Raw genomic sequence first — 12,939 nt, forward strand, 5'->3', positions numbered from 1 at the left:
ACCCCAAAGGTTGGATCGGTATCCAACTTTTGGGGTGCAGTTCAAAGGCGCCTTCAATATGCTGCGGCTTGTCAGACAAGCTGATTAGAACTTGTGACGGATGCCGACGCGCGCTGCGACCTGGTTGCTCGTCGCCGACGGATCGAGACCGTTGATCGAAGCCGTTGCGTTGATCGGCGTGCCGGTCGGGTTCGCCGGGTCGAGCGTCTTGCCCGAGGCGTGCTGGTACACGCCGATCACGTAGACGTCGGTCCGCTTCGACAGGAAGTAGTCGACGCCCAGCGAGCCTTGGTGATACTTGGCTGCCGAGTTGCCGTCGATCTTGCTGCCTTGCGTGTAGTCGTACGCTGCGCCGAGGATCAGCGCCGGCGTCAACTGATACTTGAAGTTGATTTCGCCGTTATTGAACGTCGCGGTTTGGCCAGTGTACGGGCCGAAGTTGAAGTTCTTGAACTTGACGTTCGAGTACGTTGCCCCGATCGTCGCTGCGCCGAACGTGTACGCGCCACCCGCGCCGATCACCTGATAGGTGTTCGCGTTTGCATATGCGCCATAAATCGGCGAGCTCAAGACGCTGTTCGAAGTCGTCGAGCCGTTGTTGAACATGCCGCCGAAGTTGCTCGGCGTACGTGCGTTCAAGTAACCCACACCGAGTACCAGCGGACCGTTGTTGTAGCCGGCGCCGAGCGACCAGACCTGATTCTTCGAGAACTGGCCCGCTTGGCCGCCGAAGCTATACAGGCCGCCGAACGAGAAACCGCCGTAGGTCGGGCTCGTGTACTTGACCGCGTTGTTCACACGGTACGCGTTGTTGAAGTTGTCGAGGTCGCCCGGGTGAGCGGCGATGTAGCCACCCCACTGGTCGCCTGCCTCGAGCGGGCCGACGAAGTCGACGACGGAGTCGTACTGGCGACCCAGCGTGACCGTGCCGTACTGGCTCGACAGACCGACATAGGCCTGACGACCGAACATCAGGCCACCCTGGCCGAGCCTGCCCGAGTTCACGTCGAAGCCGTTTTCGAGGGTGAAGATCGCCTTCAGGCCGCCGCCGAGGTCTTCGGTACCGCGCAGGCCGAAGCGGCTGCCTTGCATCACGCCGCTTGCCAGGCCGTACAGATGTTTCCCGTGTGCGTTGTTGTTGAAGATGAAACCTTCATCGATGATGCCGTAAAGCGTCACGCTGCTTTGCGCATGGGCAGCGCCAGCGAACGCGCCCAGCGCGACGAGCGCGAGAAGCGACTTTTTCATTAACGGATCTCCAAGAATCACTGAATTTTTCTGTCGGGGCGGGTAGTTATGTTTTGCCGGCTGCCCCCGTCAACTTCGCAAGAAGTCGCTCGTAATGTAGCAAAAGGGATTTTTGCCACAAAGCGAAATGCCGTACCGCAACCTCGGCATGTTTCCTTTATGCAACAATGGTTAAAATCACGGGTTAACCGCAATTTCCGCTGAAGAATCAAGTCGTTTACGCAGCGGGACGTGTGCCTTCGCCATTCGCGGCGGCGGCACACGCAGCCAGGAGAACAGGATGGTGTTGGATGAACTGATCAGCGAATTCGACCGCGGGTTGCGGTCGCTTACGGGTATCAGCCGGATGAGCCGACCGGTGCCCGCGCCGGCCGAAGCGCCGGCCGCCGAGCTCACGCCGGCCGAACGCACGCACGCGGCCGGGTTGATGCGCGTGAATCACGTCGGCGAAGTCTGCGCGCAGGCGCTCTATCAGGCGCAGAAGCTCACGGCGCGCTCGTCGGCCGCCAAGGCGATGTTCGAAGAAGCCGCGCGCGAGGAGGAAGATCACCTCGCGTGGACGGCTCATCGGCTCAAGGAGCTCGACTCGCGTCCGAGCGTGCTGAATCCGCTGTGGTACGCGGGCGCACTCGCGATCGGCGTCGCGGCCGGCACGCTCGGCGACAAGGTCAGCCTCGGATTCATGGCCGAGACGGAGCGCCAGGTCGAGAGTCATCTCGACGGTCATCTGTCCGACCTGCCGGCCGGCGATACGGCGTCGCGCGCGATCGTCGAGCAAATGCGCGCCGACGAAGCGAAGCACGGCAAGGCGGCCACGGATGCCGGCGGCATCGAGTTGCCGCTGCCCGCGCGGATGCTGATGCGCGCCGCGTCGAAAATCATGACGCGCACGGCGTACTACCTGTAAGATGCGCGCCGGCGGCGGCCGACGTGCCGCGCCGGCCACCCCGTCGAACCCGCCCGTCTCGTCCGCGTTTTCCCGTCCCCGAAAGTCCTGTCCCCGTCCCCGTCTGCCCGGCCCTTCTCACGTATCACCTTCACAAGTTGCACTAGCTCATTCATTTATAACGGTTTTTGGATAAGGGGCTGCATGAGCATGTGCGCGTAAGTCCTTGTTCTAACTAACAAAATTCGTCAAAAAAGCGGGCCGCTCCCTTGACCGTGCCACACCCTTCCTCTAAAGTGGGAGACAGTGTGAGAAAGTGTATTTTTGTGTGATTTGGCGGGCTAATCCGGCTAAATTCTCAGCGTTGAGAGCGGGTGCTTCGGTGCCCTGAACGGGAGAGCGGAACGTGTTCCAAGGGGCGTCGGCGCTGACGCTCGATGCGAAAGGGCGGATGTCGGTGCCGGCTCGCTATCGCGAAGCGCTGCAAGGACAGGCAGAAGGACGGGTGACTGTGACCAAGCACCCGGACGGCTGCCTGTTGCTGTTTCCGCGCCCCGAATGGGAGGTGTTCCGCGCCAAGATCGCCGCGCTGCCGATGGACGCGCACTGGTGGCGGCGGATTTTTCTCGGCAATGCGATGGATGTCGATCTCGACAGCGCGGGCCGGATTCTCGTATCGCCCGAGCTGCGCATGGCAGCGGGGCTGGAAAAGGAAGTCATGTTGTTGGGAATGGGTAGTCACTTCGAGCTGTGGGATTCGCAGACCTACATCGCGAAGGAGCAGGCAGCGATGGCGCAGGGCATGCCCGACGCGCTGAAGAACTTCACGTTCTGATTGCGGTGACGGAGACGCCCGCGATGGGAAACGAATTGCAGCATCGGACGGTGCTGTTGGACGAAGCGGTCGAATCGCTCGTGACGCGTCCGGACGGCATCTACGTCGACGGCACGTTCGGGCGCGGCGGTCACAGCCGCGCGGTGCTCGCGCGGCTCGGGCCGGCCGGGCGGCTGATCGCGTTCGACAAGGATCCGAGAGCGATCGAGACGGCGCAGGCGATGGCCGATGCGCGCTTCTCGATCGTGCATGACAGCTTTGCCTCGATGCGCGACGCGCTTGCGGCGCGCGGCATCGAGAAGGTGTCGGGTGTGTTGCTGGACCTGGGCGTGTCCTCGCCGCAGGTGGACGATCCGGCGCGCGGCTTCAGCTTCCGCGCCGATGGTCCGCTGGACATGCGTATGGATCCGACGCGCGGCGAATCGGCGGCGGAATGGCTCGCGCGGGCTTCGCTGCAGGAACTGACGGAGGTGATACGAGATTATGGGGAAGAACGGTTTGCTTTTCAGATTGCAAAGGCGCTTGTTGCTCGCCGGGCAGAGTCCGACCGTCTCGGGCCTCTCGACAGCACGGGCGAGCTTGCCCAAATCGTGGGTCACGTCGTCAAAACCCGTGAGAAGGGCAAGGATCCGGCAACCCGCACCTTTCAGGCTATACGGATTCACGTCAATCAAGAGCTTGCGGACCTGCAAGTCGTACTAGACGCGGCATTGTCGTTGCTGGAGCAAGGGGGGCGGCTGGTGGTCATCAGCTTTCATTCACTCGAGGACCGGATCGTCAAGCGATTCATGCAGGCGCACGCCAGTGCGCCTGCGGTCGATCGTCGCCTGCCGATCCGTGCCGTCGACCTCCCGAGCCCGCCGCTCAAGATCATCGGCCGCCAGTTCCCGAGTGAAGCGGAAGTGGCCGCCAACCCGCGAGCCCGTTCGGCCGTGATGCGCATTGCGGAGCGCGTCACGCCATGAGCCGCTTCAACATCTTCCTGTTGATCATCGTGATGGGCTGCGCGCTGTCCGTCGTCAACTCGACGAACCAGCAGCGGCAGATCTTCATCCAGTTGCAGCGCGCGCAATCGCAGGAGCGTCAGCTCCAGCAGGATTACGCGCAGCTTCAATATCAGCAGAGCGCGCTGTCGAAAACGTCGCGCATCGAGCAGCTCGCGAACGACTCGCTGAAGATGCAGCCGATCACGACCGGCCGCACGCAATATCTGACGCTGCCGCCGGGCGCCGCGAAAGCGGTCGACGCGCCGATCCCCGCATCGGCCGAGTCGGCCGGCAAGGGCAAGGGAGGCGCGCGATGAAGAAGCCTCCGCAGAAGCGCCACGACGTGAAGTTCTCGTCGAGCCCCGTGCTGTCCGTGCATCTGCCGATGTGGCGCTCGAAGCTCGTCGTGTTCATGCTGTTCATGGCGTTCGTCGCGCTCGCGGCCCGCGCCTTCTGGATCCAGGGGCCCGGCAACGCGTTCTATCAGAAGCAGGGCGAAAGCCGGTATCAGCGCACGATCGAACTGCCGGCCACGCGCGGCAAGATCCTCGACCGCAACGGGCTCGTGCTCGCGACGAGCCTGCCCGTGCGCGCGATCTGGGCGATTCCGGACGCGGTGCCCGACGATCTCGGCGCCGACAAGATCAACCAGCTCGGCAAGCTGCTCGGCATGACGCCGAAGGAGCTGCGCGTGAAGCTGTCGGAAGACAAGGGCTTCGTCTACGTGAAGCGCCAGGTGCCGATCGACGTCGCGGACAAGGTCGCCGCGCTCGACATTCCCGGCATCTATCAGCGCAACGAATACAAGCGCTTCTATCCGGAAGGCGAGATCACCGCGCACCTGATCGGCTTCACGAACGTCGAGGACGAAGGGCAGGAGGGCGTCGAGCTCGGCGACCAGAAGCTGCTGTCGGGCACGTCCGGCATGCGCCGCGTGATCAAGGACCGTCTCGGCCACATCGTCGAGGACGTCGCCGAGCAGATTCCGCCGCACAACGGCACGGACGTCGATCTGTCGATCGACAGCAAGATCCAGTACATCGCGTACGCGAACCTGAAGGCCGCCGTCGAGAAGTTCAAGGCGAAGGCCGGCGCGGCGATGGTCGTCGACGTGCGTACCGGCGAAGTGCTCGCGCTCGTCAACTATCCGACGTACAACCCGAACGACCGCTCGCGGCTGACCGGCGAGCAGCTGCGCAACCGGATCCTGACCGACGTGTTCGAGCCGGGCTCGATCATGAAGCCGTTTACGGTGTCGCTCGCGCTCGACCTGCACCGCGTGACGCCGAACACGCTCGTCGAAACGGGCAACGGGCATTTCGTGCTCGACGGCGCGCCCATTACCGACGATGCCGGTTTCGGCACGCTGACGGTCGGCGGCGTGATCCAGAAGTCGAGCAACATCGGCGCGACGAAGATCGCGATGACGATGCGGCCCGAGGAAATGTGGAACATGTATACGAGCATCGGCCTCGGCCAGGCGCCGAAGGTCGGCTTCCCGGGCGCGGCCGCGGGCCGGCTGCGTCCGTGGAAGAGCTGGCGCCGCATCGAGCAGGCGACGATGTCGTACGGCTACGGGCTGTCCGCCTCGCTGTTCCAGCTCGCGCGCGCCTACACGGCGATCGCGCACGACGGCGAACTGATGCCCGTGACCATTTTCAAGACCGACCCCAAACAGCCGATCGCCGGTACGCAGGTATTTACGCCGACCACCGCGCGCGAAGTGCGGGCGATGCTCGAGACCGTGGTCGCGCCGGGCGGCACGTCGCCGGATGCGGCGGTGCCCGGCTATCGCGTCGGCGGCAAGAGCGGTACCGCGTACAAGCATGAAGGCCACGGCTATACGCGCAAGTACCGCGCGTCGTTCGTCGGGATGGCGCCGATGCCGAATCCGCGGATCGTCGTCGCGGTGTCGGTCGACGAGCCGACGGCCGGCAGCCACTTCGGCGGACAGGTGTCCGGCCCCGTCTTCTCGGCGATCGCCGGCGATACGCTGCGCGCGCTGAACGTGCCGCCGAACATGCCGATCAAGCAGCTCGTCGTGTCGGACGATTCGCCGGCCGCCGCGCCTTCGGCCGGTGCGCAAAAGCTGGCCGCGGGCGGCAAGGCGAAGCATATGATCGTATCCAGCACCACACGCAATTCACCAGGAGTCGTTCGATGAGCGCCGCTCGCAGTTCCCATCCGGCGCATCAGCAAATCGCAGCCGCGCTTGCGTGGCTGCGTCAGCATGTAGCCCCCGCCGCGCAACTGCATGCGGACACGCGCAGCCTTCGGGCCGGCGACGTGTTCGTCGCCTATGCGGTCGACGGCGCCGACAATCGCGCATTCATTGCCGACGCGCTCGCGCGCGGCGCGGCCGCCGTGCTGTATCAGCCGGAAGGGCTCGCCGCCACGCCGAACGCGCCCGTCGCGCTCGCGGTGCCGGCGCTCGACCAGCTCGCCGGCGAGATCGCGAGCGGCTGGTACGGCGATCCGAGCGACGGCCTGCTCGCGATCGGCGTGACCGGCACGAACGGCAAGACGTCGTGCACGCAGTGGATCGCCGCCGCGCTGACGGCGCTGCACCAGCCGTGCGCCATCATCGGCACGCTCGGCAGCGGAATGCCGGGCCACCTCGTGCCGACCGGTTTCACGACGCCCGATGCGCCGCAGCTGCAGCGCAGCCTCGCGCAGTTGCGCGACGGCGGCGCGCAGGCGGTCGCGATGGAAGTGTCGTCGCACGCGCTGCATCAGGGGCGCGTGAATGGCACGGCGTTCGACATCGCCGTCTTCACGAATCTGACGCAGGATCACCTCGACTATCACCGCACGTTCGAAGCGTACGAAGCCGCGAAGGCGAAGCTGTTCGCCTGGCGCGGGCTGCGCGCGGCGGTCGTGAACCGCGACGACGCGGCCGGCCGCCGCCTGCTCGAAAAACTCGCGGGCCGCGTGCGCACGATCGCATATGGGATCGGCGATGCGCAGCAGGCGCCCGATGCCGATCGCGAACTGGTCGCGCTCGACGTGCGCGCGACCGCGACCGGCACGGCATTCCGTCTGCGTTCGTCGTGGGGCGACGCGGACGTCGAGGTCGGCACGCTCGGCACGTTCAATGTCAGCAACCTGCTCGCCGTGCTCGGCGCACTGCTCGCGGCCGACGTGCCGTTCGACGCGGCGCTTGCCGAGATCGCGCGGCTCGAGCCCGTCAACGGCCGGATGCAGCGTCTCGGCGGCCGGCTGCAGAACGACGAGCCGCTCGTCGTGATCGATTACGCACATACGCCCGATGCGCTCGAGAAGACGCTCGACGCGCTGCGCCCGATCGCCGTCGCGCGCGGCGGCCGACTCGTCTGCATGTTCGGCTGCGGCGGCGATCGCGATGCGACCAAGCGTCCCTTGATGGGCGCAATCGCCGAACGGCTCGCCGACGACGTCGTCGTCACGAGCGACAACCCGCGCAGCGAGGATCCGCAAGCGATCATCGAGCAGATCGTCGCCGGCATGACGGCGCCCGATCGCGCGCGCCGCATCGAGGATCGCGCGAGCGCGATCCTGCAGGCCGTGCGCGGCGCGGCGCGCGAGGACGTCGTCGTGCTCGCCGGCAAGGGACACGAGGCAACGCAGGAAATCATGGGCAAGAAGCGCGCATTCTCCGACCAGGACCACGCGCGGCTCGCGCTCGCGGCGCGCGCAACGCACGGCAAGGGAGGCGGCGAATGACGATGCTGAGTCTCGACGAAGCAGCGCGCCTGATTCCCGGCGCGACGGTTCATGGCGATGCGCACGTGACGTTCGAGCGCGTGTCGACCGACAGCCGCACCGTCGGTGCGGGCGACCTGTTCGTCGCGCTGAAAGGCGAGCGCTTCGACGCGCACGACTTTCTCGCGGACGTCGCCGCACGCGGTGCCGCGGCTGCCCTGGTCGCGCAGGCGCCGGCGGGCGTCGCGCTGCCGATGATCGTCGGCGGCGAAACGCGCGCGGCGCTCGGCGCGCTCGCGCACGGCTGGCGCAAACGATTCGCGCTGCCGGTCGTCGCGGTGACGGGCAGCAACGGCAAGACGACCGTGAAGGAAATGATCGCGTCGATCTTCGCCGCGGCGGTCGGCGCGGCCGCACGGCTCGCGACGGCCGGCAATCTGAACAACGACGTCGGCCTGCCGCTGACGCTGCTGCGCCTGACGGCCGCGCATCGCCTCGCGGTGATCGAGCTCGGGATGAATCATCCGGGCGAAACGGAGATCCTCGCGCGCCTGACGGCGCCGACGGTCGCGCTCGTGAACAACGCGCAGCGCGAGCACCAGGAGTTCATGGCGACGGTCGAAGCCGTCGCGCTCGAACATGCGGCCGTGATCCATACGCTGCCGCCCGACGGCGTCGCGGTGTTTCCGGCCGACGATGCGTACGCGAGCATCTGGCGCGTCGCGGCGACCGGCAACCGGATTCTCGATTTCGCGCTGCACGACGACGAACGGCAGACGGCGGCGCAAGTCACCGGCCGGCTGCACGGCGGCGAGCTCGCGATCGATACGCCGTCGGGCACGCTGACCGTGCGGCTGCGCGCGCTCGGCGAGCACAACGCACGCAATGCGCTGGCCGCGACGGCCGCCGCGCTGGCCGCAGGCGTCGCGCTGTCGGCGATCAAGCAGGGCCTCGAATCGTTCGAACCGGTCAAGGGCCGGCTGCAGGTGCGTCGCGCGAGCGCGGGCAGCCTCGCCGGCGCGACGGTCGTCGACGATACGTACAACGCGAACCCCGACTCGATGCGCGCGGCGATCGACGTGCTCGCTGCGCAGCCGGCGCCGCGCGTGCTGGTGATCGGCGACATGGGCGAGGTCGGCGACGAAGGGCCGGCGTTTCACCGTGAGGTAGGCGCATACGCGCGCGAGCGCGGCATCGACGCGCTGTTCGCGCTCGGCGACGCATCGCGCGACGCCTGCGCGGCGTACGGCGAAGCGGCGCGCCATTTCGACGAGGTCGGCACGCTCGTCGACGCGCTGCTCGCGGCGGGCTACGGCGCCGACGCGTCGGTGCTCGTGAAGGGCTCGCGGTACATGAAGATGGAGCGCGTGGTCGACGCGCTGACGAACCAACCCGCGGCGGGCACGACGCCCGCCGCCCACTGAGTAGAAGGAAGGAAGCATGCTGCTGGCGCTGGCGCAATGGCTGCAAGGAGACGCAAGCTTTTTGCGCTTGTTCACGTACCTGACGTTCCGTGCCGTGATGGCCACCATCACGGCGCTCGGCATCGGGCTCGTGTGCGGACCGTGGGTGATCCGCAAGCTGACGGAAATGAAGGTCGGGCAGGCCGTGCGCAAGGACGGCCCGCAGACGCACCTCGTCAAATCGGGCACGCCGACGATGGGCGGCGTGCTGATCCTGATCGGCATCGCGGTCGCGACGCTGCTGTGGGGCGATCTGACGAACCGTTTCATCTGGATCGTGATGCTCGTCACGTTCGGCTTCGGCGTGATCGGCTGGGTCGACGACTACCGCAAGGTCGTCTACAAGGATCCGCGCGGCATGTCGTCGCGCGAGAAGTATTTCTGGCAGTCGGTGATCGGCCTGTTCGCGGCCGTTTATCTCGCGTTCAGCGTGTCGGAGGCGAACAACGTGCGCGTCTTCGACCTGTTCATGGCGTGGGTGCGCAGCGGGCTGTCGATGGGGCTGCCGGCGCGGGCCGACCTGATGCTGCCGTTCCTGAAGTCGATCAGCTATCCGCTCGGCGTGTGGGGCTTCATCGCGCTGACCTATTTCGTGATCGTCGGCGCGAGCAACGCGGTGAACCTCACCGACGGCCTTGACGGTCTCGTGATCATGCCGGTCGTGCTGGTCGGCGCGTCGCTCGGCGTGTTCGCGTACGTGATGGGCAGCGCCGTCTATTCGAAATATCTGCTGTTCCCGCACATTCCGGGCGCCGGCGAGCTGCTGATCTTCTGCTCGGCGATGGGCGGGGCAGGGCTCGCGTTCCTCTGGTACAACACGCACCCCGCGCAGGTGTTCATGGGCGACGTCGGCGCACTCGCGCTCGGCGGCGCGCTCGGCACGGTGGCGGTGATCGTGCGCCAGGAAATCGTGCTGTTCATCATGGGCGGCATCTTCGTCGCGGAAACGCTGTCGGTGATGCTGCAGGTCACGTGGTTCAAGTACACGAAGAAGCGTTACGGCGAAGGGCGGCGCATCTTCAAGATGGCGCCGCTGCATCACCATTTCGAATTGTCCGGCTGGAAGGAAACGCAGGTGGTGGTGCGTTTCTGGATCATCACGTTGATGCTGTGCCTGTTCGGTCTGTCCACCCTCAAGTTGCGGTAAAGGAAAGGTAACAAGGATGTCTGGCGAGATGTTTGGAGATCGGCAACGGCCGATGGTGCTCGTGCTGGGGCTCGGCGAATCGGGCCTCGCGATCGCGCGGTGGTGCGCGAGGCACGGGTGCCGGCTGCGCATTGCCGATACCCGCGAGGCGCCGCCGAACCTTGCCGCACTGCGCGCCGAAGGCATCGACGCGGAATTCGTCGGCGGGCCGTTCGGGCCCGCGCTGCTCGACGGCGGCGTCGAGATCGTCGGGTTGAGCCCCGGCCTGTCGCCGCTCGAGCCCGCGCTCGCGACGCTGCTCGCGGCTGCGAACGAGCGCGGCATCGCCGTATGGGGTGAACTCGAATTCTTCGCACAGGCGTTGCGCGCACTCGGCACGAGCGGCTATCAGCCGAAGGTGCTCGCGATCACCGGCACGAACGGCAAGACGACGACGACGAGCCTCACGGGCCTGCTGTGCCAGCGCGCGGGCAAGAAAGTCGCGGTGGCGGGCAACATCAGCCCGGCGATGCTCGACCGGCTCGCGGCCGCCATCGACGACACGGCGCTGCCCGACGTCTGGGTGCTCGAACTGTCGAGCTTCCAGCTCGAAACCGCGCGCACGTTCGCACCCGATGCGGCCGCGATCCTCAACATCACGCAGGATCATCTCGACTGGCACGGCAGCTTCGACGCGTACGCGGCCGCGAAGGGCCGGATTTTCGGCGCGACGACGACGCGCGTGCTGAACCGCGACGATCCGGTCGTGATGAAGTTCGCACCGGCGGCCGGCGCGGCCGGCGCGGCCGACGCGCCGCGCACGATCACGTTCGGCCTGAACGAGCCGACGCAGGACGGCGATTATGGGCTCTCGCGCGACAACGGCATCGCATGGCTCGTCGAAGCGATCGATCGCGACGCACCGGACGAAACGGCGACGACGACGCGCCGTCGCAAGCGCGACGCGCATACGCCCGACATCGCGCACAAGCGGCTGATGCCGGCCGACGCGCTGCGCATCCGCGGGCTGCACAACGCGGCGAACGCGCTGGCCGCCTTCGCGCTCGCGCGCGCGATCGATCTGCCGGCCGCGCCGCTGCTGCATGCGCTGCGCGAGTACCGCGGCGAAGCGCATCGCGTCGAAGTGATCGCGACGATCGACGACGTCGACTACGTCGACGACAGCAAGGGCACGAACGTCGGCGCGACGGTGGCCGCGCTCGACGGGCTCGCGCAGAAGACCGTGCTGATCGCCGGCGGCGACGGCAAGGGCCAGGATTTCGCACCGCTCGTCGCGCCCGTCGCGCGCTGGTGCCGTGCGGTGATGCTGATCGGCCGCGATGCGCCGGCGATCCGCGACACGCTCGCGGAAACCGGCGTGCCGCTCGCCGAGCATCCGACGCTCGAAGCGGCCGTGCACGCGGCGGCGGCGCTCGCGGAGCCCGGCGACGCGGTGCTGCTGTCGCCCGCATGCGCGAGCCTCGACATGTTCCGTAACTATGCCCACCGGGCGGACGTGTTCCGTGCGGCGGTCGACGAACTCGCCATCGACAAAGGAGCGACGCCATGAGCTGGTCCGATCGCCTCGTCTCCCGTTTCAACGACCGGCGCGATGCCGGCGGCAATGCCGCGGGCGGCCGCGTCGCGTCGGCCACGCGCGCGGCGACCGGCGGCCTCGCGAGCGTCGTCAACGGCGTGCGCCCGAGCCGCTCGCGGATGCTCGATTTCGACTACTCGCTGCTGTGGGTCGCGATCGCGCTGCTCGGGCTCGGCGTCGTGATGGTGTATTCGGCGTCGATCGCGATGCCCGATTCGCCGAAGTACGCGCAGTATCACGACTACGCGTTCCTGATGCGCCACGTCGTCTCGCTCGTCGTCGCGTTCATCGCGGCGGTGATCGCGTTCCGCGTGCCGGTGTCGACCTGGGACAAGTACGCGCCGCACCTTTTCCTGATCGCGCTCGTCGGCCTCGTGATCGTGCTGATTCCGCACGTCGGCAAGGGCGTGAACGGCGCGCGCCGCTGGATTCCGCTCGGCATCACGAACATGCAGCCGTCGGAAATCATGAAGCTCGCGGTGACGATCTACGCGGCGAACTACACGGTGCGCAAGCAGGAGTACATGCAGAGCTTCGCGAAGGGCTTTCTGCCGATGGCGTTCGCGGTCGGCCTCGTCGGCGCGCTGCTGCTGCTCGAACCGGACATGGGCGCGTTCATGGTGGTCGCGGCGATCGCGATGGGCGTGCTGTTCCTCGGCGGCGTGAACGGCAAGCTGTTCGGCGGCCTCGTCGCGACCGCGATCGGCACGTTCACGATGCTCGTGTGGCTGTCGCCGTGGCGGCGCGAGCGGATCTTCGCGTATCTCGATCCGTGGGACGAGCGCTACGCGCAGGGCAAGGCGTACCAGCTCACGCACTCGCTGATCGCATTCGGCCGCGGCGAGTGGTTCGGCGTCGGTCTCGGCGGCAGCGTCGAGAAGCTGAACTACCTGCCCGAAGCGCATACCGACTTCATCCTCGCGGTGATCGGCGAGGAGCTCGGTTTCGTCGGCGTGCTGGTCGTGATCCTGCTGTTCTACTGGATCGTGCGCCGCGCGTTCGAGATCGGCCGTCAGGCGCTCGCGCTCGACCGCACGTTCGCCGGGCTGATGGCGAAGGGCATCGGCATCTGGTTCGGCGCGCAGGCGTTCATCAACATGGGCGTGAACCTCGGGCT

11 protein-coding genes are annotated in these 12,939 nt (G+C 66.7%); 10 read left to right on the forward strand and 1 reads right to left on the reverse strand.

Annotated features, from left to right (window positions below; all coding sequences use genetic code 11):
• Nucleotides 1–84: 84 nt before the first annotated feature.
• Nucleotides 85–1,248, reverse strand: a complete 1,164-nt coding sequence (locus ACSHSS_RS22385) for a porin (protein ID WP_445545559.1) — start codon at nt 1,246–1,248, stop codon at nt 85–87.
• Between the two features lie 280 nt (nt 1,249–1,528).
• Between ACSHSS_RS22385 and coq7 the strand changes: the two genes are divergently transcribed.
• The 10 genes from coq7 to ftsW all read left to right on the forward strand — a co-directional run.
• Nucleotides 1,529–2,155 (forward strand): 2-polyprenyl-3-methyl-6-methoxy-1,4-benzoquinone monooxygenase, encoded by a 627-nt coding sequence (gene coq7, locus ACSHSS_RS22390; RefSeq protein WP_006415856.1) that lies wholly within the window; start codon nt 1,529–1,531, stop codon nt 2,153–2,155.
• 385 nt (nt 2,156–2,540) lie between these two features.
• The gene (gene mraZ / locus ACSHSS_RS22395; RefSeq protein ID WP_006400450.1) at nt 2,541–2,969 is read left to right on the forward strand and encodes a division/cell wall cluster transcriptional repressor MraZ; all 429 of its coding nucleotides are present in this window, start codon (nt 2,541–2,543) and stop codon (nt 2,967–2,969) included.
• A 23-nt stretch (nt 2,970–2,992) separates the two neighbouring features.
• A complete protein-coding gene (gene rsmH, locus ACSHSS_RS22400) occupies nt 2,993–3,934 on the forward strand; it encodes a 16S rRNA (cytosine(1402)-N(4))-methyltransferase RsmH (protein ID WP_039224372.1) in 942 nt (313 codons plus the stop codon).
• Nucleotides 3,931–4,272 carry a cell division protein FtsL gene (gene ftsL / locus ACSHSS_RS22405; protein WP_006400448.1) on the forward strand — a complete coding sequence of 114 codons (342 nt, stop codon included), beginning with the start codon at nt 3,931–3,933 and terminating at the stop codon, nt 4,270–4,272. Before rsmH ends, ftsL begins: the two co-directional genes overlap by 4 nt.
• Entirely contained in the window at nt 4,269–6,119 is a 1,851-nt protein-coding gene (locus ACSHSS_RS22410) for a peptidoglycan D,D-transpeptidase FtsI family protein (protein WP_039224373.1), read from the forward strand. The genes ftsL and ACSHSS_RS22410 overlap by 4 nt, the downstream gene beginning before the upstream one ends.
• Nucleotides 6,116–7,657, forward strand: a complete 1,542-nt coding sequence (locus ACSHSS_RS22415; RefSeq protein WP_261513912.1) for a UDP-N-acetylmuramoyl-L-alanyl-D-glutamate--2,6-diaminopimelate ligase — start codon at nt 6,116–6,118, stop codon at nt 7,655–7,657. Before ACSHSS_RS22410 ends, ACSHSS_RS22415 begins: the two co-directional genes overlap by 4 nt.
• The gene (locus ACSHSS_RS22420) at nt 7,654–9,060 is read left to right on the forward strand and encodes a UDP-N-acetylmuramoyl-tripeptide--D-alanyl-D-alanine ligase (protein WP_445545560.1); all 1,407 of its coding nucleotides are present in this window, start codon (nt 7,654–7,656) and stop codon (nt 9,058–9,060) included. Before ACSHSS_RS22415 ends, ACSHSS_RS22420 begins: the two co-directional genes overlap by 4 nt.
• 16 nt (nt 9,061–9,076) lie before the next feature.
• Nucleotides 9,077–10,246 carry a phospho-N-acetylmuramoyl-pentapeptide-transferase gene (gene mraY / locus ACSHSS_RS22425; RefSeq protein ID WP_006400444.1) on the forward strand — a complete coding sequence of 390 codons (1,170 nt, stop codon included), beginning with the start codon at nt 9,077–9,079 and terminating at the stop codon, nt 10,244–10,246.
• Nucleotides 10,247–10,274: 28 nt separating this feature from the next.
• Nucleotides 10,275–11,795, forward strand: coding sequence for a UDP-N-acetylmuramoyl-L-alanine--D-glutamate ligase (gene murD / locus ACSHSS_RS22430; RefSeq protein ID WP_445545561.1), 1,521 nt, complete (start codon nt 10,275–10,277; stop codon nt 11,793–11,795).
• Nucleotides 11,792–12,939, forward strand: a 1,148-nt coding sequence (gene ftsW / locus ACSHSS_RS22435; protein ID WP_445545562.1) for a putative lipid II flippase FtsW, incomplete at its 3' end; no start/stop codon positions are given. The genes murD and ftsW, both read left to right, overlap by 4 nt.

Source organism: Burkholderia sp. BC1, from assembly GCF_052683555.1.

What these genes read in the sequence shown, in the direction of transcription:
- ACSHSS_RS22385 (WP_445545559.1), bottom strand. Translation starts at nt 1,248, where the DNA reads ATGAAAAAGTCGCTTCTCGCGCTCGTCGCGCTGGGCGCGTTCGCTGGC.
- coq7 (WP_006415856.1), top strand. Translation starts at nt 1,529, where the DNA reads ATGGTGTTGGATGAACTGATCAGCGAATTCGACCGCGGGTTGCGGTCG.
- rsmH (WP_039224372.1), top strand. Translation starts at nt 2,993, where the DNA reads ATGGGAAACGAATTGCAGCATCGGACGGTGCTGTTGGACGAAGCGGTC.
- ftsL (WP_006400448.1), top strand. Translation starts at nt 3,931, where the DNA reads ATGAGCCGCTTCAACATCTTCCTGTTGATCATCGTGATGGGCTGCGCG.
- ACSHSS_RS22410 (WP_039224373.1), top strand. Translation starts at nt 4,269, where the DNA reads ATGAAGAAGCCTCCGCAGAAGCGCCACGACGTGAAGTTCTCGTCGAGC.
- ACSHSS_RS22415 (WP_261513912.1), top strand. Translation starts at nt 6,116, where the DNA reads ATGAGCGCCGCTCGCAGTTCCCATCCGGCGCATCAGCAAATCGCAGCC.
- ACSHSS_RS22420 (WP_445545560.1), top strand. Translation starts at nt 7,654, where the DNA reads ATGACGATGCTGAGTCTCGACGAAGCAGCGCGCCTGATTCCCGGCGCG.
- mraY (WP_006400444.1), top strand. Translation starts at nt 9,077, where the DNA reads ATGCTGCTGGCGCTGGCGCAATGGCTGCAAGGAGACGCAAGCTTTTTG.
- murD (WP_445545561.1), top strand. Translation starts at nt 10,275, where the DNA reads ATGTTTGGAGATCGGCAACGGCCGATGGTGCTCGTGCTGGGGCTCGGC.